This is a genomic window from Arthrobacter sp. fls2-241-R2A-200 (assembly GCF_030209745.1).
Classification (GTDB): domain Bacteria; phylum Actinomycetota; class Actinomycetes; order Actinomycetales; family Micrococcaceae; genus Arthrobacter.
The window spans coordinates 1-20,468 of sequence record NZ_JARVRJ010000018.1 but is presented as its reverse complement, the minus strand read 5'-3'; the positions used below and the strand labels follow the sequence as shown (position 1 = coordinate 20,468).

General features: G+C 63.5%; 24 protein-coding genes, 1 tRNA gene and 1 riboswitch. Of the genes, 1 reads left to right on the top strand and 24 read right to left on the bottom strand.

Annotated elements, in window-relative coordinates:
• Nucleotides 1-20: 20 nt before the first annotated feature.
• The 8 genes from lgt to hisI all read right to left on the bottom strand — a co-directional run bounded on the left by lgt (nt 21) and on the right by hisI (nt 7,426).
• Nucleotides 21-1,175, bottom strand: coding sequence for a prolipoprotein diacylglyceryl transferase (lgt, locus tag QRN42_RS17180; RefSeq protein WP_284980331.1), 1,155 nt, complete (start codon nt 1,173-1,175; stop codon nt 21-23).
• Between the two features lie 21 nt (nt 1,176-1,196).
• Nucleotides 1,197-2,009, bottom strand: coding sequence for a tryptophan synthase subunit alpha (gene trpA / locus QRN42_RS17175; RefSeq protein WP_284980330.1), 813 nt, complete (start codon nt 2,007-2,009; stop codon nt 1,197-1,199).
• A complete protein-coding gene (trpB, locus tag QRN42_RS17170; RefSeq protein WP_284980329.1) occupies nt 2,006-3,385 on the bottom strand; it encodes a tryptophan synthase subunit beta in 1,380 nt (459 codons plus the stop codon). Before trpB ends, trpA begins: the two co-directional genes overlap by 4 nt.
• A gap of 118 nt (nt 3,386-3,503) precedes the next feature.
• On the bottom strand, nt 3,504-4,322 hold the full coding sequence (trpC, locus tag QRN42_RS17165; protein WP_284980328.1) for an indole-3-glycerol phosphate synthase TrpC: 819 nt from the start codon (nt 4,320-4,322) through the stop codon (nt 3,504-3,506).
• A gap of 2 nt (nt 4,323-4,324) precedes the next feature.
• The gene (locus tag QRN42_RS17160; protein WP_284977332.1) at nt 4,325-4,597 is read right to left on the bottom strand and encodes an HGxxPAAW family protein; all 273 of its coding nucleotides are present in this window, start codon (nt 4,595-4,597) and stop codon (nt 4,325-4,327) included.
• 119 nt (nt 4,598-4,716) lie between these two features.
• Nucleotides 4,717-5,325, bottom strand: coding sequence for a Trp biosynthesis-associated membrane protein (locus QRN42_RS17155; RefSeq protein WP_284980327.1), 609 nt, complete (start codon nt 5,323-5,325; stop codon nt 4,717-4,719).
• Complete coding sequence (locus QRN42_RS17150) at nt 5,322-6,905, bottom strand: anthranilate synthase component I (protein WP_284980326.1); 1,584 nt, start codon at nt 6,903-6,905, stop codon at nt 5,322-5,324. The genes QRN42_RS17155 and QRN42_RS17150 overlap by 4 nt, the downstream gene beginning before the upstream one ends.
• A gap of 104 nt (nt 6,906-7,009) precedes the next feature.
• Nucleotides 7,010-7,426 carry a phosphoribosyl-AMP cyclohydrolase gene (hisI, locus tag QRN42_RS17145; protein ID WP_284980325.1) on the bottom strand — a complete coding sequence of 139 codons (417 nt, stop codon included), beginning with the start codon at nt 7,424-7,426 and terminating at the stop codon, nt 7,010-7,012.
• A gap of 89 nt (nt 7,427-7,515) precedes the next feature.
• Here hisI and QRN42_RS17140 point away from each other — a divergent pair, with 89 nt between their 5' ends.
• Nucleotides 7,516-8,160, top strand: coding sequence for a TIGR03085 family metal-binding protein (locus QRN42_RS17140; protein ID WP_284977350.1), 645 nt, complete (start codon nt 7,516-7,518; stop codon nt 8,158-8,160).
• On the opposite strand, the gene hisF is transcribed toward QRN42_RS17140, so the two are convergent.
• The 16 genes from hisF to QRN42_RS17060 all read right to left on the bottom strand — a co-directional run bounded on the left by hisF (nt 8,161) and on the right by QRN42_RS17060 (nt 20,104).
• Nucleotides 8,161-8,937, bottom strand: a complete 777-nt coding sequence (gene hisF / locus QRN42_RS17135; RefSeq protein ID WP_284980324.1) for an imidazole glycerol phosphate synthase subunit HisF — start codon at nt 8,935-8,937, stop codon at nt 8,161-8,163.
• A gap of 59 nt (nt 8,938-8,996) precedes the next feature.
• Nucleotides 8,997-9,857 carry an ATP phosphoribosyltransferase gene (hisG, locus tag QRN42_RS17130; RefSeq protein ID WP_284977337.1) on the bottom strand — a complete coding sequence of 287 codons (861 nt, stop codon included), beginning with the start codon at nt 9,855-9,857 and terminating at the stop codon, nt 8,997-8,999.
• A gap of 83 nt (nt 9,858-9,940) precedes the next feature.
• Nucleotides 9,941-10,204 carry a phosphoribosyl-ATP diphosphatase gene (locus tag QRN42_RS17125; RefSeq protein ID WP_018778638.1) on the bottom strand — a complete coding sequence of 88 codons (264 nt, stop codon included), beginning with the start codon at nt 10,202-10,204 and terminating at the stop codon, nt 9,941-9,943.
• A 96-nt stretch (nt 10,205-10,300) separates the two neighbouring features.
• Nucleotides 10,301-10,786, bottom strand: a complete 486-nt coding sequence (gene ribH / locus QRN42_RS17120; protein ID WP_284980323.1) for a 6,7-dimethyl-8-ribityllumazine synthase — start codon at nt 10,784-10,786, stop codon at nt 10,301-10,303.
• Nucleotides 10,787-10,802: 16 nt separating this feature from the next.
• Complete coding sequence (gene ribA, locus QRN42_RS17115; protein WP_284977339.1) at nt 10,803-11,507, bottom strand: GTP cyclohydrolase II; 705 nt, start codon at nt 11,505-11,507, stop codon at nt 10,803-10,805.
• The gene (ribB, locus tag QRN42_RS17110) at nt 11,504-12,199 is read right to left on the bottom strand and encodes a 3,4-dihydroxy-2-butanone-4-phosphate synthase (RefSeq protein WP_284980322.1); all 696 of its coding nucleotides are present in this window, start codon (nt 12,197-12,199) and stop codon (nt 11,504-11,506) included. Before ribB ends, ribA begins: the two co-directional genes overlap by 4 nt.
• The gene (locus QRN42_RS17105; protein WP_284980321.1) at nt 12,196-12,822 is read right to left on the bottom strand and encodes a riboflavin synthase; all 627 of its coding nucleotides are present in this window, start codon (nt 12,820-12,822) and stop codon (nt 12,196-12,198) included. The genes ribB and QRN42_RS17105 overlap by 4 nt, the downstream gene beginning before the upstream one ends.
• A complete protein-coding gene (ribD, locus tag QRN42_RS17100) occupies nt 12,822-13,943 on the bottom strand; it encodes a bifunctional diaminohydroxyphosphoribosylaminopyrimidine deaminase/5-amino-6-(5-phosphoribosylamino)uracil reductase RibD (RefSeq protein WP_284980320.1) in 1,122 nt (373 codons plus the stop codon). Before ribD ends, QRN42_RS17105 begins: the two co-directional genes overlap by 1 nt.
• Nucleotides 13,940-14,632 (bottom strand): nicotinamide riboside transporter PnuC, encoded by a 693-nt coding sequence (gene pnuC, locus QRN42_RS17095; protein ID WP_284980319.1) that lies wholly within the window; start codon nt 14,630-14,632, stop codon nt 13,940-13,942. The genes ribD and pnuC overlap by 4 nt, the downstream gene beginning before the upstream one ends.
• Before the next feature lie 89 nt (nt 14,633-14,721).
• A riboswitch (FMN riboswitch) is annotated at nt 14,722-14,876 on the bottom strand.
• 79 nt (nt 14,877-14,955) lie between these two features.
• Nucleotides 14,956-15,630 carry a ribulose-phosphate 3-epimerase gene (rpe, locus tag QRN42_RS17090; protein ID WP_284980318.1) on the bottom strand — a complete coding sequence of 225 codons (675 nt, stop codon included), beginning with the start codon at nt 15,628-15,630 and terminating at the stop codon, nt 14,956-14,958.
• Between the two features lie 81 nt (nt 15,631-15,711).
• The gene (locus QRN42_RS17085) at nt 15,712-17,256 is read right to left on the bottom strand and encodes an RsmB/NOP family class I SAM-dependent RNA methyltransferase (RefSeq protein WP_284980317.1); all 1,545 of its coding nucleotides are present in this window, start codon (nt 17,254-17,256) and stop codon (nt 15,712-15,714) included.
• A complete protein-coding gene (gene fmt / locus QRN42_RS17080) occupies nt 17,253-18,173 on the bottom strand; it encodes a methionyl-tRNA formyltransferase (protein ID WP_284980316.1) in 921 nt (306 codons plus the stop codon). The genes QRN42_RS17085 and fmt overlap by 4 nt, the downstream gene beginning before the upstream one ends.
• Nucleotides 18,170-18,742 carry a peptide deformylase gene (gene def / locus QRN42_RS17075; RefSeq protein ID WP_284980315.1) on the bottom strand — a complete coding sequence of 191 codons (573 nt, stop codon included), beginning with the start codon at nt 18,740-18,742 and terminating at the stop codon, nt 18,170-18,172. The genes fmt and def overlap by 4 nt, the downstream gene beginning before the upstream one ends.
• Nucleotides 18,743-18,792: 50 nt before the next feature.
• Entirely contained in the window at nt 18,793-19,695 is a 903-nt protein-coding gene (locus QRN42_RS17070; RefSeq protein ID WP_284980314.1) for a cytochrome, read from the bottom strand.
• Nucleotides 19,696-19,707: 12 nt separating this feature from the next.
• Nucleotides 19,708-19,872 carry a hypothetical protein gene (locus QRN42_RS17065; RefSeq protein ID WP_284980313.1) on the bottom strand — a complete coding sequence of 55 codons (165 nt, stop codon included), beginning with the start codon at nt 19,870-19,872 and terminating at the stop codon, nt 19,708-19,710.
• A gap of 157 nt (nt 19,873-20,029) precedes the next feature.
• A tRNA-Val gene (locus QRN42_RS17060) sits at nt 20,030-20,104 on the bottom strand.
• Between the last annotated feature and the right edge of the window lie 364 nt (nt 20,105-20,468).

The window sequence follows — 20,468 nt, the reverse complement described above, 5'->3', positions numbered from 1 at the left end:
TGCCCCTTTGACGAAAACGACTACGTGGTGCGGCCTGTTTCCGGCGAGGATCCGGGAGTCTTCCTCACGGCAGTTGCTGTAGTTGGGGAAGCCGGTGTGGACGTAGCGCCAGGACCGGCTTTCCCTGCAGCATCCTGCGGCTCGTCAACGTGACCCGGATCGCTTTGGTTATTTGGGAGATTACCACGCGAACCACCATCTGAGACAGATGCGTCCACATCGTGACTGGTGACACTCGTCACGCTACGACCCTCCTCCGCAGGCGCATCTTTGGGCTCACGTCCCGGCAAATAGGGGGTATCCGGCACTGGGCGTCCCAGCCGGGTGAGGATCAGGAATATCACCAGCGAAGCGATGAACACGAAGATACTGGTCCAGACATTGAGCCTCGTGGTGATGCCAAAGAGGGAGATCTGCTCCGCATCGTCAATGCGAAGGGCCTCGATCCACACGCGGCCCACGGTGTAGTACATGGCGTACAACCAGAACAAGCGGCTGCGGCGGAACCCGAATCTCCGGTCCAGGAGAAGCAGCAGCGCCACACCAATCAGGTTCCAGATGAACTCGTAAAGGAACGTGGGGTGGAAGAGCGTGTCCGCCGGCATCCCGGCGGGAAAGTTTGCGTTCGCCGGATCGATCTGGAGGCCCCAAGGAAGAGTAGTGGGAGCACCGAAAAGTTCCTGGTTGAACCAGTTCCCCCACCGGCCGATTGCCTGGGCCAACAACAGCCCGGGCGCAGCGGCGTCGAGGAAGGCGGTGAGCTTGACACCGGACCGGCGGCAGCCGATCCAGGCTCCTACGGCACCGAGGACCACAGCCCCCCAAATCCCAAGGCCGCCGCGCTGGATCTGCGGTATCAGGGAAAGGTCTCCCGTGCCGTTGAATCCCGGACCAAAATAAGCGTCCGGCGAGGAGAACACATGGTAAAGGCGGCCGCCGATGATGCCGAACGGGATGGCCCAGATGGCGATGTCCCACAAGCTGCCCTCAGGCGCACCGCGACGCTTCCAGCGCGCGGACGTCAGCCACAGGCCAACGATGATCCCCGCCAGAATGCACAGGGCATAAGCGTGAACCCTGAGCGAGCCCCACGGCAACGGAATGTCGAAGCCGGACCACGATGGGCTGGGGATGCTCATGGGGACCGTTGCCGCTGCTTGGAGAACCGAGTGCATAAGGGCTGATGTTCCTTTTTCTTAGGCTTCCACAGCTGCGCGGCCCAGGCCGGCGCTGAGGTTCTTGGTGAGTTGCCCGACGGCGTCCACGCCACCATCGCGGAGGGCCGCGACCAAGGCAGTGCCCACGATCACTCCATCGGCGTAGGCTGCAATCTCGCGGACATGATCCGGATTCGAAACGCCCAGCCCCACGCAAACACGCGCTGCCCCGGCTGCCCGGGCGTGGGCAACCACGGCCTCGGCACTGCTGCTGACCGATTGGCGGGTTCCGGTGACACCCATGATGGAGACGGCATAGACGAACCCGCGGCTGGCCTTGACGGTCATGTCGAGGCGTTCCGGGGTGGAAGAAGGTGCCACAAGGAAAACACGGTCAAGCCCGTACTTATCGGAAGCCTCAAGCCACTCCGAAGCCTCGTCGGGAATGAGGTCCGGCGTGATGAGGCCCGCTCCCCCGGCTTCGGCGAGGCGACGGGAGAACTCGTCCACGCCCATGCGCATCACCGGATTCCAGTACGTCATGACCAAGACGGCGGCGTCAGTCGCGGCAGTGATGCCTGCGACGACGTCGAACACGTCAGCGACGCGGAAACCGCCGGCGATTGCTTCGGTGGTGGCGGCCTGAATGACGGGGCCATCCATGACGGGATCGGAATAGGGGATGCCGATCTCGATGAGGTCCGCCCCATTTTCGGCCAACGCGATCCCGGCAGCGATACTCTCCCGAACCGACGGGTAGCCTGCGGGCAGATAGCCCACCAAGGCGGCACGGCCTTCTGCTGCAGCGCGATCAATCGCTGCTGCGGACTTACTGGCAAATTCTTCGGTCATCGGTTCTGGTCCTCGCTGTGATGGGGAGCTGCATCGGAGGACCGATCCGTGGGTCCCTTGGGCTTACGCGTGGACAACGTGGTGCCCTTGACGTGGCCTTCCGAGTCCAGCATGTTGAACCAGGCCGCAGCGGTCTCCACGTCTTTGTCTCCGCGCCCTGAAAGGTTCACGATGATGGTCACGTCCGATGCCGTGTCCTTGCCCTCGGTGAGCCGCTTACCGAGCTTGATCGCACCGGCAAGGGCATGGGATGACTCGATGGCCGGGATGATGCCCTCTGTCCGGCACAGCAGGCTGAAGGCATCCATGGCCTCGGTGTCCGTGATTGCCTCGTAGGACACCCTTCCGATGTCAGCCAGGTAGGAGTGCTCCGGACCGACGCTCGGGTAGTCCAGACCTGCCGAAATGGAGTGGGATTCGATGGTCTGGCCGTCCTCATCCTGCATCAAGTAGGACCGGGCGCCGTGCAAGACGCCGGGACGGCCCAGTGAGATCGCGGCCGCATGCCGGCCGGTCTCGACGCCCTCGCCACCGGCTTCAAAGCCATAGATCTTCACGGACGCATCGTCCAGGAAGGCGTGGAACAGGCCAATGGCGTTCGACCCGCCACCGATGCAGGCACAAATGGCGTCCGGAAGCCTCCCCGTCTGCTCCAGGATCTGGCTGCGGGCCTCTTCGCCAATAACTTCATGGAAGTAACGGACCATCGCCGGGAAAGGGTGGGCTCCAGCAGCTGTCCCCAAGAGGTAGTGCGTGTGCTCCACGTTCGAAACCCAGTCGCGAAGGGCATCGTTGATGGCGTCCTTCAACGTCTGGGAACCGTTCGTCACCGGAACAACGGTGGCCCCGAGCAACTGCATCCGGGCCACGTTCAAAGCCTGGCGGCGGCAGTCCTCGGCCCCCATGTAGACAACACACTCGAGGCCCAACAGGGCAGCTGCCGTGGCCGAGGCGACACCGTGCTGGCCAGCTCCGGTCTCGGCGATCACGCGGGTCTTGCCCATGCGCTTGGCAAGCAGTGCCTGCCCCAGAACATTGTTGATCTTGTGCGATCCCGTGTGGTTCAGGTCTTCGCGCTTGAGGAAAATCCGTGCTCCCCCTGCGTGCTGTGAGAAGCGCTTGGCTTCAGTCAACAGGGAGGGGCGGCCCGAATAATTTTTGTTGAGGTCCTTGAGCTGGGCGATGAAATCGGGATCCGCTTTCGCCTTCTCGAAGGTGTCCTGCACCTCGTCCAGGGCGGCGATCAGCGACTCGGGCATCCAACGGCCACCGTAGCTGCCGAAGTACGGCCCGGAGGCGTTGCGCAGCGAAGGGCCACCTTGCAGGAATGCGTCAGCGGCATCCACGTTCGGGGTGGGTGTTGGCGCGTCGACCATCGGTCTCACCGTCCTGTTCACGTTAGTTCATCGGGTATTTCCACAAGCTTGGTGTTCCACGAGTCGGCGGCCACGTCAGTGAATGCGCCACCGCGGTATTCCAGCCCAGTCTTGCCAGTCAGCTCCTGACGGCGATGGCCGCGGCTCCCGCGGCCTTAAACTCGGCGATGCGTTCCTGAGGCGTTGAATCGCTCACAAGGGCTTCCCCTACCAGGATGGCGTTGGCCCCCTTGGCTGCGTAGTCCGCAACATCGCTTGCACCACGGACTCCGGACTCTGCCACCACGACTGCCTCAGCCGGAATCAACCCGGCCAGCGATCCGAAAACGGAACGGTCGACGTCGAGCGTCTTGAGGTTGCGGACGTTGACGCCGATTATCCTGGCTTGCGCCGCCACGGCACGCTCGATCTCGTCCTCAGTGTGCGTCTCCACCAGGACATTCATGCCCAAGTGGCGGCTGAGTGCGCTGAACTCCGCGAGCTGGGCATCAGAAAGAGCCGCGACAATGAGGAGGATCAGGTCAGCGCCGTGTGCGCGGGCTTCCCAGATCTGGTACTCGTCTACCGTGAAGTCCTTGCGCAGCAGGGGCGTCTCGACGGCGGCGCGCACCGAATCGAAGTCCGCAAGGGATCCGCCGAACCGGCGCTGTTCCGTGAGGACACTGATCACGGAGGCACCGCCGTCGGAATACTGCACCGCCAGCGAAGCGGGGTCCGCGATGGAGGCGAGTTCGCCCTTGGAGGGGCTGCGACGCTTGATCTCTGCGATGACCTTGAGATCGGTGCGGCTGGCATCGGGACCGCCCAACGCGGCCCAGGCATCCCGGGCCGGAAGCGCAGCGGCTGCCCTATCCTTCAGCTCGGCAAGGGAGACGAGGCCGCGGCGTGCCGCCATGTCCTCCTTGACGCCAACGATGATGTCGTCAAGAACGGTCACCGTCAGTGGCCGTTGTTCTGCAGCTTGCTGCCGCCCACTCCGTAGCCCGCCTTGCGCATGACCCAACCTACGATGAGGCCGATGACCAGTACCACTACGCCGCCGATGAAGATCGGGGTGCTGGCAATGACGAAAGCGATGGAGGAAATGAGGGCGCCAACCAGCATCACGATGACGCACGTCCACGCTGCCGGGCTGTTGCCGTGACCGATGGCATCGCTGTGGCTGGCCATCGCTGAAGCGGCTTGGTGATCGGACACTGTGGTTTTGCTCATGTGAAATCTCCTCAGGATGAATACTGCTTACATTCTGCCATTTTTTGAGGGCGGCTGGGACATTCACCAAGTGCCGTGCCTGTTGTTTTACTTGGCGTGCCCTGGGCCCTCATGACGCTTTAGGTGGGGTCTTCGCCGCGGGAGAGGCGGTCCCAACTGTCGATCTCATCCACTGGTCCGCTTGTCGGCCCGGCACCCGCGGGACCGGCGTCGTATTTTGTCCGGGACTTCCAGTAGCGGCCCGCCAGCGGAAGCACGACGGCGATGATCGCCAAGAGGACGCCGGCCACCAACGCGATGACGGGGTACGCCGTCGGCGCCACGTTGGCCTGGCCGCCGGATACCCCGGTTGCCCCGGCGATGGAGCCCTGGGCCGCGCCTAACGGGTTCACCAGGACGGAGATCACCGCTGCAACAATCCCGACGGCGGAAAGGGTGATCAGCGCCGCGATGATCCAACGGGCCACCCTACCGGCGATGGAAGCTGCCAAACCCCCGGCCAACGCCACGAGTGCCAGTGCGGTCACCGCGGTTGCTGCCTTATTGCCCTGTACGTGGAGCGCGCTGCTGGAGGCACCTGCCGGATCCAGTTGGACCTCGATCCATGTCTGGGTACTGGCCCCGAAGACTGCAATGGCAAGGACGGTGATGGCCAGCACCAGCATCGATTTCCGGGCCCAACGCGGAGCCTTGGTGCTACGTGAAGTGACTGTTGCCGTGGGCTTCATGACGCGGGGGTCCCGTCGTCGAGCAGACGGCCGCCAGGGGCGGGCTCAGCCGTAACGTTCCGCAGTGAACTGGCCGTATGGACAGCGCGAAGCGGCGCTGCTGCCTTATTGACGGTCTCCAGTGCTTCGGACGGCTTGTGCGAATCGGCCACGATCCCTCCGCCGGCTTGGACGTAGGCGCGCCCTTCGCGAAGCAGCGCGGAACGGATGGCAATCGCCATGTCCATGTCGCCGGCGAAGTCCAGGTATCCCACCACCCCGCCATAAATGCCGCGCCGGTGTGGTTCAAGTTCGTCGAGCAGTCGCAGGGCACGTGGCTTGGGCGCACCAGAGAGGGTCCCTGCAGGGAATGTGGCCTTGAGGACGTCGTAAGCCGTGGCTTGAGGAGAAAGTTCACCCACCACCGTTGAAACCAGGTGCATGATGTGGCTGAAGCGCTCCACCTCCATGAACTGGGTGACGTCAACAGTTCCTGCAACGCAGACCTTGGAGAGATCGTTACGGGACAGGTCAACCAGCATCAAGTGCTCGGCACGTTCCTTTTTGTCCTCGAGGAGTTCCGTGGCCAGGGCCTTATCGGCTTCCACGGTCTTCCCCCGCGGACGTGACCCCGCAATCGGGTGGGTGATCACTTCATCCCCCGTGACGGTGACCAAAGCCTCCGGCGAGGAACCAACGATCGAGTACTCGCGACCCTCGGCGTCAGCCAAGCTGAAAATGTACATGTAAGGGCTCGGATTGGTGTTGCGCAGCACCCGATAGACGTCCAGGGGATCAGCCGCGCACTCCATCTCGAAGCGGCGGGAAATGACCACCTGGAAGACTTCGCCGTCGACGATTGCTTCCTTGCCCCGATCAATCGCCTCCAAGTACTTGGCCTCATCCCAGCGTTCCTGCACGCTGGATGCGAAGTCCAAGGCTGTGCCCTGGAGGACGGACACCGGCTGCGCCACAGGTGTACTGACCTGGTCCAAGAGGGCATTTACCCGGGCAACGGCGTCGTGCCAAGCTTCATCGACGCGCTCGGAACTGTCGTCAAAGTTGATCGCGTTGGCGATCAGGAGGACCGTTCCGTCCACGTTGTCGTGAACTGCCATGTCGGTGACAAGGTTCAGCGCCATCTCGGGAAGGTTCAGGTCATCCTCAGGAGGGCTGGTCAGCCGCTCCCAGTGCCGAACAGCTTCCCACCCCAGGAAGCCAACCAAGCCCGAGGTGAACGGTGGAAGTCCCTCAAAGCGGTCAGTTTGCAGGGCAGCAACCGTGTCGCGGACGGCTTCCACCGGGTTCCCGGACACCGGCACACCAACGGGAGGCGCCCCGATCCAGTGCGCTTGGCCGTCCTTGGTGGTCAACGTAGCGCGCGACTTGGCACCGATGAAGGAGTAACGTGACCATGCACCGCCCACGGCGGCGGACTCCAGCAGAAACGTGCCCGGCTGGCCCTTGGCCAGCTTCCGGTAGAGGCCTATGGGCGTCTCTGCGTCCGCGAGCACCTTAAGCCGCACGGGGATGACACGGCTGTGGACGGCGAGTTCACGGAACTCTTCCAGGCCCGGGCTGATGATTCCAAGGTCCTGCATGGCTATTGTTCTCCGCCTTTGGTCTGGGTGCCTTAGTTCTGGGCGCCTTAGTTGTGGGGTGCCTTAGTTCTGCGGTGCTGCTTCAGTAGAAGGTAAAGAATGTCTCAGGCGCGATTGCCCGTGACAACGTCGAAATCGCGACCGTCGAAGCAGGTGCGGGTTCCGGTGTGGCAAGCTGCGCCGACCTGGTCCACCCGGACCAGGAGGGCATCGCCGTCGCAGTCGAGGGCCACAGACTTGACGAACTGCGCGTGTCCGGACGTATCACCCTTACGCCAATACTCCTGGCGGGAACGGGAGTAAAAAGTTACTCGGCCCGTGGTCATAGTACGGTGCAACGCCTCATCGTCCATCCAACCGAGCATCAACACCTCATGGGTGTCGTGCTGCTGGACAATGGCAGCAACGAGCCCCGCGGAGTCACGCTTCAAGGCACGTGCAATCTCCCGCGGCAGCGGGCTTGAGGGGTCGCTGGAAAGCTCCACGGAGGGAGCGGGACTGGAGGCGGACTGCTCTGACATCAGATCAAGTCTAGTGCCTGCGGCGAGACCCGTTTCCTGCGGCGGTTCCACTGCGCAAGAGGGCCCGGATCGTGCTACTTTCACAAGTGATGCATTTCGTCGAACCTTCCCGAGAAGTACTGGCTGAAACCCTGCTGGCGGCCGGACCTGACTCCCCCACGCTCTGCGCAGGGTGGCGCACGCGGGACCTCGCCGCACACTTGTACCTGCGGGAGCGGAAGATCGCGGTCGGCGTCGGCCTGATGATCCCGCGCTTGGGTAAGGCATCGGAAAAGGCAACGTCCAAGCTCGCAGCCAAGCTGGAAAGCCCGGACGCCTACGCCCGGTTGATCAAGACGTTCCGGGCCGGCCCCCCTGCCCTGTCACCCATGAAGATCAAGGCGTTGGATGAGACGTCCAACCTCATTGAATACTTTGTGCACACCGAGGACATCCGGCGGGCAGGTGATCGATGGGCTCCTCGGGCGCTGGATGAAGCGTACTCGGACGCCCTGTGGGACGACCTGATCAAACGCGCAGCTTTCCTTTACCGCGGCGTCGATTTGGGGATTGTGCTTGTACGCCCCAGTGGCCCCCGTCATGTGGCAAAACGCGCCCCGGTTTCCGTGGCGATTGTCGGCGAACCCGGGGAACTGCTGATGCACGCCCACGGGCGTACCGGCCAGGCCCTGGTCACCTTCGAAGGCCAGCCGGACGCCGTCGCGCTTTTGCAAACCGCTGACATCGGCCTCTGACTAGCGGACTTCGAATCCGGCCGCCCGTATCGCGGCCTTGACCTGGGCGATCATGTCGTCAGGGCCAAAGTGGAAGACGGACGCTGCCAGCACGGCGTCGGCCCCTGCTTGCACCGCCGGCGGAAAGTGGGCCGGCTCGCCAGCCCCGCCCGAGGCGATGATCGGAATGTTGACTGCCGCCCGGACCTTCTTGATGAGCTCAAGGTCGAACCCGTCCTTGGTGCCATCGGCGTCGATGGAATTGAGGAGGATCTCCCCCACTCCCCGATCCGCGGCTTCTTTGGCCCACTCAATGGCGTCAATCCCTGTACCGGTCCGGCCACCGTGTGTTGTCACCTCAAAACCGGACGACGTCGGGACGTCACCTGCCCGGGTCCGGCGCGCGTCCACGGAGAGCACCAGCACCTGCGAACCGAAGTGCCGGGTGATCTCGTCGATGACCCCTGGCCGAGCAACTGCGGCGGTGTTGATGGAGGCCTTGTCGGCGCCGAAGCGCAAGAGTTTGTCCACCTCCGCCACGCCACGAACACCTCCGCCCACGGTCAGGGGGATGAACACTTCCTCGGCGGTGCGGCGGACGACGTCGAACGTGGTTTCGCGGTTGCCGGAGGATGCCGTGACGTCCAGGAACGTCAGCTCGTCGGCGCCGCCGTTATCGTAGCGATGGGCCAGTTCCACCGGGTCACCGGCGTCGCGCAGCCCTTCGAAGTTGACTCCCTTGACGACGCGACCGGCGTCGACATCCAAGCAGGGAATGACGCGTACGGCTACAGCCATGTGCTGCTCCTCAATTGTGCTGGGCTCTGCTCGACCAATGCACTGATCCGATCAGTGGATCAAATGCGGCAGGCGTGGATGCTGCTGACCAGGATGGCGCGCGCCCCGAGGTCGTACAGCTCGTCCATGATGCGGTTGGTTTCCCTCTTGGGAACCATCGACCGGACGGCCACCCACTCCGAATCGCGCAGCGGCGAAACGGTGGGTGATTCAAGTCCGGGGGTCAGTGCGGCGGCATCTTCAACGAGGTCCTTGCGGATGTCGTAATCCATCAGGACGTATTGGCGTGCCACCAGCACACCCTGCAGGCGGCGGATCAGGATGTCGATCTCCTTGGCGGTGCCATTGGCAGCGCCCCCTGAACCGGTGCGGCGAATCAGTACTGCCTCGGATTTGAGGATGGGCTCGCCGAAGATTTCCATGCCCGCGGCCTTGAGCGTGTTGCCGGTTTCAACGACGTCGGCGATCGCATCGGCGACGCCCAGCCGCACGGAAGATTCCACAGCACCGTCCAGCCGGACCACTGTTGCGTTGACGCCACGCTCACCGAGGTAGTCGCGCAGGAGGCCGTCGTAGCTGGTGGCCAGCCGCTTGCCTTCAAGCTGTTCGACGGCGGTGAAGTCACCCACGGGTCCGGCGAAGCGGAACGTCGAGGCAGCGAAGCCCAGCGGAAGCAACTCTTCGGCTTCCACCTGGGCATCCAGAAGGAGGTCCCTGCCTGTGATGCCGACGTCCAACGTGCCCTGCCCTACATAAACGGCAATATCGCGGGGGCGGAGGAAAAAGAATTCAATATCGTTGTCAGGATCAACCATGACCAGCTCGCGGGAGTCACGACGCTGGCGGTAGCCGGCCTCGGAAAGCATGGCGGAGGCTGCTTCTGACAAGGATCCCTTGTTGGGGACTGCTACACGGAGCATTGGACTGGCTTTCTTTAGGAGGGGAGGTTTCAGGCACCTTGGCCACGCAACAGACACCGCATGCTTTGAGCGGAGGGGCGTGGCTAGAGATGCTTGTAAACGTCCTCCAGGCTGAGGCCCTTGGCGAGCATGAGCACCTGCAGGTGATAGAGGAGCTGGGAAATTTCCTCAGCAGCTGCTTCATCGGATTCGTACTCGGCGGCCATCCAGACTTCGGCGGCCTCTTCGACTACCTTTTTGCCGATGCCGTGGATTCCGGAGTCCAGTTCGGCCACAGTACGCGAGCCTGCCGGGCGGGTCGCTGCTTTCTCACTCAGTTCTGCGAACAGCGTCTCGAAATTCTTCACGCCCTCCAGACTACTTGCTCCGGGCCGCTGCCCGCGTGTTGGGGGCCTGCATGACGAAAGGGATGTGAGTGAGAACACACCCGCATCCCTTTCGTCTTAGCTGTATTGCTTCAGGGTCACAGCCGTGGCAAGGGCGGCCGTCACAGCCTCATGGCCCTTGTCTTCCTTGGAACCGGGAAGTCCGGCACGGTCCAGGCCCTGCTGTTCGTCGTCGCACGTCAGGACGCCGAAGCCCACCGGGACGCCGGTGCGAACGCTGACGTCCGTAAGGCCCGACGTCGCGGCTTGGCAGACGTAGTCAAAATGCGGTGTTCCGCCGCGGATGACCACACCAAGAGCCACGACGGCGTCGAAGTGCGGGGCCAGCCGTGCGGCGGCGACAGGGAGCTCGAAGCTGCCCGGAACCCGCAGCAGCGTAGGTTCTGCGATGCCGGCCTCCTTCGCCGCGCGCAAGGCGCCGTCCACCAGTCCATCCATGATTTGGGTGTGCCAGCTTGCCGCCACGATGGCCAGCCGAAGCTGCGATGTTTCCTCCGGCTTGAGGGTGCTCAGGTCGATAGTGGGCGCGCCGTGTCCGCTCATTGGGTTGTGGATCCGTTCAGTCGTGTTGGGTATCGAAGGGGCGGACAGCCGGCGCCTTGCCGTTGCCGACCGGAGCGGTGTCCAAGGTCAGCAGGTGGTCCATGCGGTCCTTCTTGGTTTGGAGGTAACGCAAATTCTGTTCGCGGGAAGGAACCTCGGTGGGAACCATCTCCACAACCGTGACCCCGGCTTGGGCCAAGCGGTCCTGCTTGTCCGGGTTGTTACTCAGCAGCCGGACCTCGTGCAGGCCCATCTCCGCAAGGATCTGCGCGGCCGCGGTGTACGAGCGCGCATCGACGGGGAGGCCCAGTTGCTCGTTGGCCTCGACGGTATCGAAGCCGGCCTCCTGCAGCGCGTACGCCTTGATTTTGTTGGCGAGGCCAATGCCCCGCCCTTCCTGCCCGCGGAGGTACAGCAAGGTGCCGCCCTCGGCGTGGATCAGTTCCAAGGCAAAGGCCAATTGCTCGCCGCAGTCGCAGCGGTAGGAGCCGAAGACATCACCTGTCAGGCACTCCGAATGCAGCCTTACCAAGGGGGCTTTGCCACCCTTGGGCGGATTCGGCGAGCTCACTGCCAAGTGCTCGTGGCCCGTCTCATGATCCGTCCATGCCTGCGCCACGAAGTTGCCGAACGCCGTGGGCAACTGAACGACGGGCCCGCCGCTTACGGCCTGGGGTGCAGGGTCCGTGTGGTCGCTGCTGCGTGCTGTGGTTGCGGTCATCGCTTCTCCTCGTCTGCCCGTGAAAGATGTGCCGTCTGGGACTCTACCGCCTCAACGTACGACACCAGGTCCTCGATGGAGATGAGGGGGCAGTCGTGTTCGGCGGCAAAGGCACGCAGGCTGTCCAAGCGCATCATTTCACCGTCATCATGTACCAACTCAGCGATCACACCCACCGGAGCAAGCCCGGCAAGACGACACAAGTCCACGGCAGCTTCCGTGTGTCCTGGACGTTCACGCACTCCACCATTAACGGCTCGGAGCGGGAAAATATGCCCGGGACGGGTAATTGATGCAGGACTGCTGTCCGGATCTGCCAGAATCCTCGCCGTCAGGGCCCGGTCCGTGGCCGAAATTCCGGTGCTCACGCCGTCCGCAGCATCACAAGAGACTGTGTAGGCGGTTCCCTTGGCGTCCTGGTTCACGGCCACCATGGGCGGCAGGTCCAAGGCGTCCGCCCGGTCGCCTGACAGCGGGACGCAGATCACACCGGAGGAGTAGCGGATTGTCCACCCCATGAGGGCAGGCGTGGCATGTTCGGCGGCGAAGATGATGTCGCCCTCGTTCTCCCGGTCTTCGTTATCCACAACGATGACGGGCCGGCCCGCAGCCATGGCCGCCAACGCGTCTTCCACGGGGTCGAGCCCGGGACGCTGCGCACCCAGCGCACTCGGCGTGGTGACGGCGCTCATCGAACGTCTCCCTGCGGAGCAAAAGACAAGAGCCTCTCGGTGTACTTGGCGAGCACGTCAACCTCGAGGTTCACACGCCCTCCTACCGTCTTGGCGCCCAAGCCCGTTTCCTCGAGTGTGGTGGGAATCAGTCCAACTTCAAACCACGGGTCAGGCTCGGCTGCTGCGCTGACGGCGGTAACGGTCAGGGATACACCGTCGACGGCGATCGATCCCTTCTCGGCGATGTACCGGGCAAGGTTGGGTGGCACGGCGAACCGTAGGCGATCCCAGTTCCCCAGTGCCTCACGTTCCACAAGCTGCCCGACACCGTCGACGTGGCCTTGCACCACATGGCCATCCAGGCGTCCGCCCGCCTGGACGCAGCGTTCCAGGTTCACGCTGTCACCTGGCGCGAGTTCACCGATGGTGGTCCGCACGAGCGTCTCACCCATGACATCGACGCTGAAGTCCTGCCCGTCTATCTTCGTCGCCGTGAGGCACACACCGTTGACGGCGATGGACCCACCCAAGCCGAGACCGTCCGTGGTTGTGGGCGCCTTCAGGCGCAAGGTGGCGCTGGCCTCGCCGTCGTGCTCAATGCCCACAACGGTGCCCTGTTCGGCAACAATTCCCGTAAACATCAGTGTCCTCCTGTGACTGGTTCCGCAGCTTCAATGCCCGGAACGGAATTCTTTGGTGGGGTGGCGGCCCTGTGGTTGGGCCGAAGATGGAGCCGAAGGTCGTTTCCCAGCGTGCGGACGGATCCGCCTCCTGCTTCGTCCCAGGACCAGTGCTGCGCATCAGCAAGCGTGGAGATGCCGAGGTCGTTCAGGGCAGGAGTCCCGGAGCCCAGCAGTGTGGGAGCCAAGTAGACGATCAACTCGTCCACCAGCCCTGCGGCCAGGAAAGTACTCAGGATACTTGAGCCGCCTTCCACCATGACGTGGCGTACGCCGTCGGCGAAGAGGGTGCTGAGCGCCTCCGCCGGATCCCTGGTTGGCAGGTGGCGGAAACGGCCGTCGTCGCCGCGCACGGCCGCATCCGGGGGAACGTCCCGCAAGCCCATGACAGCGCGCAGTGGCTGGCGGGCGGACAGGCCGCCGTCAGGTTCGCGCGCGGTAAGCCTGGGGTTGTCCGCAAGGACCGTCCCGGTCCCCACCAGGATCGCGTCGATCAGGCCTCGCAACCCATGATTATCGGCCAGTGACTCCGGGCTGGAGATCCACTGGCTGGTGCCATCGACGGCGGCTATGCGGCTGTCCAACGTCTGGGCAATGTGCAGGGTGACGAACGGGCGCTTAGCGGCCACGGCGTCGAACCACTCGCGATTGAGGTTCGTGGACTCAATCGCTTCCAGCCCGGATCGGACGTCGATTCCGGCGGCGCGCAGAGTGCGCGCTCCACCGGCGGCCGGGTCGTGGGGATCGTCGACGGCGTAGACAACCCGGGCGATTCCGGCACCGATGATGGCCTGCGCGCAAGGATTCGTCCGGCCCACGTGGTTACAGGGCTCAAGGGTGACCACCATGGTGGTTCCCCTGACGTCGATGCCTTGCCGTGCTGCCTCAAAAATGGCGTCAGCCTCGGCGTGGGCCGTACCCGCGCCCCTATGGTATCCGGTAGCCAATGGCTCTCCGCTGGGGCTCAAAATCACGGCGCCCACCAGGGGGTTTGCACCGCGCGGTCCGCGCAAGGCCGCGGCCAGGGCTGAACCCATGGCAGCACGCTCGGCGGAGGTGTATGTGGTGTCGGCAGCATTCATAGGGCGGCTCCGACAGTCACCGCTGCGGCACCGGTAGAGCGGTGTTCGCGTTTGTCGGCCCGCCACCAAACAAAGAACCCGGCGAGGGTGAAGAACCCGTAGAACAGATACATGACGGCGCTGGCGTAGTAGCCGGCGCTGAACAGCAAGGGAACCCCGACAATGTCAACGGCAACCCAGATGAGCCAGAACTCAGTCCATCCACGGGCCATTCCGTAGGTGGCAAGCAGGGAACCCATGAAAGTCCACGCATCTGCCCAGACTGGCGGGTATGAACCGAGGGCGCCGAACAGCGGGGTCAGCGCGGCCGTGCCTGCGATCATGGCACCGGCCAAGGCGATGCGGACGTTGTTACCCGCCCAACCGGGGACGATTACTTGCCCTTGGGAGCCGGAGATGCGTGCTTGGCGCCAGCGGTACCAGCCGTATCCGGCAACCCCGATGAACATGACCTGCCGGGCAGCTTGGCCCCACAGGGTTGCAGGCGTGGCAGCACCAAAGACGTTTCCGAGAAACACGGTGAGCAGGAGGCCGTTGCCAATAATGCCAACCGGCCAAGCCCAGACTTTACGGCGCATACCGCCAAGGGCGCTGAGGAGCCCAAAAATGTTTCCAAGCACTTCGCGTAAAACAAGCGCAGATCCCCCAATGGGAATCTGTGCTTCGAAGAGCCATCGCAGAAAATCCATGCCGTTCCTTCCCAGTAAGCCGCGATGACTCCGGGGGTGTACGACAGCGCACTGCGGGAGCGACCGCAACGGGCGCCCACAGCATGGCTGTACGTGCTTCTCCCATCCAGACTTTAACTGTCGGTACCGGAATTCCACCGGTTCAACCGTCCGCCATCGGCTTCCAATGACTTGGAATCCGATGGCTCGCGGGTCGCGGACTATAACCGCCGGTTCGGACTTACACCGACCCCGGAGCACGTATGTGTTTTGCTATTCTGCCACAACTGCCAACGCGGCCAGGCTATTCCCGGCGATCTGCGTAACATGTGTGGCGACGGCGGTCAGGCGCTTTGCGCGATGGCAGCTTGCCCTGCTGCGCGGAGCCGCTCGATCGCCATCGCCGGGTCCTGGTGCCCGTAGACGGCCGAACCCGCAACAAATACGTTGGCCCCTGCCTCGGCGGCGCGGGTGATGGTCTCCTCCGTAATGCCACCATCAACCTGTATGGCCACGCCAATCCCCGAGCCCTCAACCGCAGCGCGTGCACGCCGGATCTTGGGCAAGGTCAGGTCGAGGAATGACTGGCCGCCAAAACCGGGTTCAACAGTCATGATGAGCAGCATGTCCAGCTCACCGAGCATGTCCAGGTACGGCTCCACGGCGGTGGCCGGCCGCAGCGCCATCCCCGCCTTGGACCCACGGGCCCGAAGCTCACGGGCCAACTTGACCGGTGCCATGGCCGCTTCCGCATGGAACGTAACGGAAGCGACGCCGGCGTCGGCGTAGGCAGGCGCCCAGCGGTCGGCGTCGGAAATCATGAGGTGGGCATCCAGCGGAACCGGGCTGACCGCTTGTATCCGCTGAACCACCGGCAGGCCAAGGGTCAGGTTGGGCACGAAATGGTTGTCCATGACGTCCACATGGACAGCATCGGCATTGCTGATCCGCTGCAGTTCCGACTCAAGGTTGACGAAGTCCGCGGACAGGATGCTCGGGTTGATACAGCACTGGGACAAGGCAGGCCCTTCAGGTAAATGGTTTCTGGAGCGACGGCGGCCGCGGCCCGCGCCGCGGGCCCCGCAGAAGGCGTTCTGCGGTTAGGACTTCTTTCGGATGATGGCCATGAACATTGCATCGGTTTGGTGCACATGGGGCCACAGTTGGGCCATGAGCTCGTGGCCGGCCCCCAAGTTACCTGTGAGGCTGACATGGTCAAGTGCTTGTCCTGCATCCAACAGTTCCAGGTCCGACCGCTTCGCGAGGACGTCGCCCACCACGGTGGTTGTTTCAGCCGGGTGCGGAGAGCACGTCACGTAGGCAACCACCCCGCCGGGCTTGACGGCGTCAACAGCGGAGTTCAACAGTTCACGCTGCAATGGGCCGAGGTCGGCAATGTCCTTCGGCGTCCGGCGCCACCTCGACTCCGGGCGCCGACGCAGGGCGCCGAGGCCGCTGCAGGGTACGTCCACCAGCACGCGGTCGAAGGATTCCGGCTGCTCGACGCCGACCTGCCGCCCGTCACCGGTCCGCACCGCCCATGCCTCCTCCGGCACAGCCGAGAGTGCTTGTCGAACCAGTTTTGCTCGATGCGGCGCAGGTTCGTTTGCCAAGAGCGTCGCGCCCTCGCGGTACGCCAACGCTGCAAGGAGCGCCGCCTTCCCGCCAGGCCCCGCACACAAGTCCAGCCACCGTTCCCCGCCCTGCGTGGCACCCTCGAGGCTGATGCCAGCCAAGGCTCGCGCCACCAGTTGCGATCCGACGTCCTGAACGCGCGTGGTCCCGCGCCGGACCGACTCGAAGCGGCCCAGGTCACCGCCGGCCGAGAGGGCCGAATCCTCCACGAGCTCGCCGGGCGTGGCGCCGTTCTCGAAGGCTTCCTCAAGGTCGCCCAGCCCGGGCAACGCCACGAGGTTCACCACGGGCGCAGCGTTATCGGCCTCCAGCAAGGAGTCAATCTCGGCTTTAGGACGTCCATGGTTGACCAACGATTGGCGCAAGGCCCGAACGATCCATTCGGGGTGCGCATGGCGCAGGGCGGCGACTTTGGTCTCATCCGTTTCATCGTGGAGCAGGATGCCGAGCCACTCGTCGAACGTGTGGGCCGTGACTTTACGGAGGACAGCATTAATGAGCGCGGACGGGCCTGCTCCGATAACTGCGCGCGCCAACCCAACGGTTTGGTCCAAGGCGGCGTGGGGCGGGACCCGCATGGAGAGAATCTGGTGGACACCGATCCGCAGCGCATCCAGAACTGCGGGGTCCAACTGGTCCAGCGGCCGGTCAACGCAGCGGGCCAGGATGGCATCGTACGTACCCTGCCCCCGCAGGGCGCCATAGCTTAGCTCCGTAGCAAATCCCGCATCCCGGCGGTCGAGGCGGTGCTCGCGGATCCGGGCGGGAAGGACAAGGTTTGCATAGGCGTCCTCGGAGGCCACGGCACGGAGGACTTCGAAAGCCACCAGGCGGGCCGGATCTGCCCTACGCGTGCGCTGGGACGGGGCGTTGTTCGAGAAGCCACGCTGCGGGCCCCTGTTACGCTCCCGGCCTTGGGCGTTCCGCCTGCTGTTGCCAGCGGCATCCCGGTTGCCACGTTCGTCCCGGTTGCCACTGCTGCTGGGCCCACGACGGCCGGACTCGTTCATTCGAATACCACTCTCTCGGGTGCTGCCAAGCCACGGGCCCAGTCGGCCGACGACATCATTTTCTTACCGGCCGGCTGAATCCGGCCCAGCTCTACTGCATGGGATCCAGTGCCCACCAGGACCGCGCCTGCGTCCACCTTGATGGCTCCCGGTGCAAGGTTCTTGACGTCGGGCCTTAGCCGAACTGGTTCAAGTTTGACCCTTTGGCCTTCCAAGGTGGTCCAAGCTCCAGGCTCCGGGGTAACGCCCCGAGCTCGTCGATTCAGTGCCAGGGCAGGCTGCTGCCAGTCCAAGCGCCCATCCTCCAGCGTCAGTTTGGGAGCCAAGGACACCTCCCCCGCTTGCGGTTGGGCAACGGCTCGTCCAGCATCGATCGCGGAGAGCGTCTGGCTCAGAAGGACTGCGCCGCTGTCCGAAAGCCGTTCGAGAAGTTGCCCGGCGGTGTCCTCCGGGTGCACCGTTTCGGTGAGGGTGCCAAAGACAGGCCCGGTATCAAGGCCTTTTTCGAGTTGGAACGTTGCCGCGCCGGTGACGTCGTCGCCGGCAATGATGGAACGCTGCACCGGAGCGGCGCCGCGCCATGCCGGAAGGAGGGAAAAATGCAGGTTGACCCAACCGTGCCGAGGTATTGCCAACGCGGCCGGGGGAACAATTCCGCCGTAGGCAACAATGGCCGCGACATCCGGGGCAATGTCTGAGATGCGTTTGGTGGTCTCTGCATCCACCTTTGCTGCGCGGATGACCTCAATGCCGAGTTCCTCTGCGCGAGCTGCCACAGGAGAGGGCGTCATGATCCGCTTGCGCCCCACGGGCGCGTCCGGTCGGGTGAGGACAGCTACGACGTCGAACCCTGCCTTCAGCAGTGCGTTCAGCGACGGCACCGCGACGGCGGGAGTCCCGGCAAAAAGTACCCTCACGCGGGAACCCCGAAGCTGCCGCCACCGAAGCTGGAGCCCACGGTACCGGCCCGCTTGGTGGTCGTCTGCTCGGTGATGGCGTGATAATTTGCGTGGCGGATGGCGCGCAGGGCGGTCTTTCGGTCCTCCCCCTCCAACCGATCCGTGTACAAGATTCCGTCCAGGTGGTCTGTCTCGTGCTGGAAACAGCGTGCGAGCATCCCTTCAGCCTCCACCGAGACCGGATCGCCGTGCAGGTCCACCCCGGTTACCCGGGTTCTCCGGTATCGGCGGACAGGGAATCCCAGTCCGGGGATCGAGAGGCAACCTTCAACCTGGTCGGGCTGGAAATCCTCGCTGTTTTCGAGCACGGGGTTGATGATGTGCCCCTCCACTCCACCGATCCGGTAGGTGAAGACGCGCTTGCTCACCCCGACTTGGGGAGCGGCCAGGCCTGCGCCGTCCACGTCCTCCATGGTTTCTGTCATGTCTGATACCAGCTTGGCAAGCTCGGGACCGAAATCAGTGACGGGATCGGCCACGGTGCGCAGCACCGGATCCCCAATGATTCTGATACTCAAAATTGCCATGTACTGTCAGTCCTCACGATCGTCAAAGCAGGCCGCGGGTCTTGCGGAGCCTAAGCCAGTTTAGTGGAGGACACGAGGCGGGCGCTGTCCACGGGTGCCGGATTAGCCGCAGAGTAGACCGGCGGCGCGACCGGCAGCAGTGCCTGCCCAGCGGCCACCACATCCGCATTCATTTCCCAGACGCGGCGGAGGGCGCAGAACTTCCACCAGTGATGCTTGAGGATCTCCGGGTTTGCACGTTGGGGCCGGACCTCCGTTTCCCCGATGGCAACGGCAAGCAGCATGGGATTATCCCCATACGCCCAGGGCTCCCACTGGCCGGCAAGGGGGTCAACCAAGCTCTCCTCCGCCTTCATCCCGGCGACAAGCTGCATGACGACTTTGTCGTCCAAGGTCTTCACGGTGCCGTCACGCGTTGTTCCCTTGGTTTTGTAATCGATCAGGCAGATCCGGCCGTTGATCCTTGCCACGAGGTCCAGCGTGCCTGCGTAGCCAACTGTCTTATTCCATACGGTTATTTCCGGTGCCAGCGGTTCCACCCGGTAAAGCTCCCACCATTCATCAAACCTTGCGGCGAAGGCTTGCTCTCCGTGTGCAGCCAGTTCTTCCCGGCACTCCTGCATCCGGTGGGGAAGGCCAAGGGCCCTCAGTGCTACTTGCTCGCAGTAGGTGTGGACGCGGTCTCCCCGCGCAGCAGCCTGGTCACGGTATGCCTCCGCAGCCTTCGCTGCTTTGTTGACGGCCTGGCGGATCCTGGCAGGGCTGCCAAGAAGCGCCGGGAGTTCGGGATCGGCCGCAAGACTGCTCGCACCCATGTAACTGAACCACCCGTCAAGCGCGTGGGCTTGTTGTCCTATGACGGTGGTGATGGAAGGGACCGAGAATTGCTCCGTGGTGGAGCGGGCGTACATTCGTCCGTAGTCAGTAGCGTGGGCAAGCAGTGGAGCAGTCATACAAAGACTGTGTCACATGGCACCGACAGAATTCTCCGGCGGGAAGAGCATGAGTAGTTGTTCGGCCGGCAGGTTTTCGAGTTTTGCCGCCAGGATGGGGGCCTTGGCGGCGAGGTCAGCGGGCACCGCATACGACGCAGGGACAGGACCAGCGGTTTGGGCTTCTTGTTCGCTCACGCTCAGCAAGTGCAGCGTATGCGGACATCGTGACGTAAAAGTACTGAGGCTGAAGGAAATCCTGCGCTAAGAACGAGCTGAAAGCTAAAAAGGAGTTAAAAAGGAAAACCCGCCCGGACTGACTTACCAAGTTTTCCAGTCCGGACGGGTTCTCCGATGGTGGGCGATACTGGGTTCGAACCAGTGACCTCTTCGGTGTGAACGAAGCGCGCTACCACTGCGCCAATCGCCCCTGTGCACCAGCCTTTCGGCACATCCGGCCTCACGGCCCAGGTGCATACAGAAGACTAACGGACACAGGCCCGAATGCAAAACCACCCAGATAGCCAATGGTGACTGGACGCCACCACTGAACAACATCGGTGAAATTACAATGATGAAACTCGCGGGAACCGCGTGAATACGCGCCATTTGCCGCCGTCGCGCCACTTCCGTCCACCCCAAAATCCCTTGCGATTTGGAGTTTGATGCAACCTCCTATAGAGTTTTTACTCGTCGGAAAGCGACGGAATGCCCACTGGGCTGCCCGCCGCACCGGCACTGCGGACGTAGCTCAGCTGGTAGAGCACCACCTTGCCAAGGTGGATGTCGCGAGT

What these genes read in the sequence shown, in the direction of transcription:
- ribB (WP_284980322.1), bottom strand. Translation starts at nt 12,199, where the DNA reads ATGAGCGCCGTCACCACGCCGAGTGCGCTGGGTGCGCAGCGTCCCGGG.
- QRN42_RS17070 (WP_284980314.1), bottom strand. Translation starts at nt 19,695, where the DNA reads ATGACTGCTCCACTGCTTGCCCACGCTACTGACTACGGACGAATGTAC.
- QRN42_RS17155 (WP_284980327.1), bottom strand. Translation starts at nt 5,325, where the DNA reads ATGAAGCCCACGGCAACAGTCACTTCACGTAGCACCAAGGCTCCGCGT.
- QRN42_RS17150 (WP_284980326.1), bottom strand. Translation starts at nt 6,905, where the DNA reads ATGCAGGACCTTGGAATCATCAGCCCGGGCCTGGAAGAGTTCCGTGAA.
- hisG (WP_284977337.1), bottom strand. Translation starts at nt 9,857, where the DNA reads ATGCTCCGTGTAGCAGTCCCCAACAAGGGATCCTTGTCAGAAGCAGCC.
- trpB (WP_284980329.1), bottom strand. Translation starts at nt 3,385, where the DNA reads ATGGTCGACGCGCCAACACCCACCCCGAACGTGGATGCCGCTGACGCA.
- QRN42_RS17140 (WP_284977350.1), top strand. Translation starts at nt 7,516, where the DNA reads ATGCATTTCGTCGAACCTTCCCGAGAAGTACTGGCTGAAACCCTGCTG.
- ribA (WP_284977339.1), bottom strand. Translation starts at nt 11,507, where the DNA reads ATGACCGCAACCACAGCACGCAGCAGCGACCACACGGACCCTGCACCC.
- QRN42_RS17085 (WP_284980317.1), bottom strand. Translation starts at nt 17,256, where the DNA reads ATGAACGAGTCCGGCCGTCGTGGGCCCAGCAGCAGTGGCAACCGGGAC.
- trpA (WP_284980330.1), bottom strand. Translation starts at nt 2,009, where the DNA reads ATGACCGAAGAATTTGCCAGTAAGTCCGCAGCAGCGATTGATCGCGCT.
- ribH (WP_284980323.1), bottom strand. Translation starts at nt 10,786, where the DNA reads ATGAGCGGACACGGCGCGCCCACTATCGACCTGAGCACCCTCAAGCCG.
- lgt (WP_284980331.1), bottom strand. Translation starts at nt 1,175, where the DNA reads ATGCACTCGGTTCTCCAAGCAGCGGCAACGGTCCCCATGAGCATCCCC.
- QRN42_RS17105 (WP_284980321.1), bottom strand. Translation starts at nt 12,822, where the DNA reads ATGTTTACGGGAATTGTTGCCGAACAGGGCACCGTTGTGGGCATTGAG.
- QRN42_RS17160 (WP_284977332.1), bottom strand. Translation starts at nt 4,597, where the DNA reads ATGAGCAAAACCACAGTGTCCGATCACCAAGCCGCTTCAGCGATGGCC.
- hisI (WP_284980325.1), bottom strand. Translation starts at nt 7,426, where the DNA reads ATGTCAGAGCAGTCCGCCTCCAGTCCCGCTCCCTCCGTGGAGCTTTCC.
- def (WP_284980315.1), bottom strand. Translation starts at nt 18,742, where the DNA reads ATGGCAATTTTGAGTATCAGAATCATTGGGGATCCGGTGCTGCGCACC.
- pnuC (WP_284980319.1), bottom strand. Translation starts at nt 14,632, where the DNA reads ATGGATTTTCTGCGATGGCTCTTCGAAGCACAGATTCCCATTGGGGGA.
- ribD (WP_284980320.1), bottom strand. Translation starts at nt 13,943, where the DNA reads ATGAATGCTGCCGACACCACATACACCTCCGCCGAGCGTGCTGCCATG.
- hisF (WP_284980324.1), bottom strand. Translation starts at nt 8,937, where the DNA reads ATGGCTGTAGCCGTACGCGTCATTCCCTGCTTGGATGTCGACGCCGGT.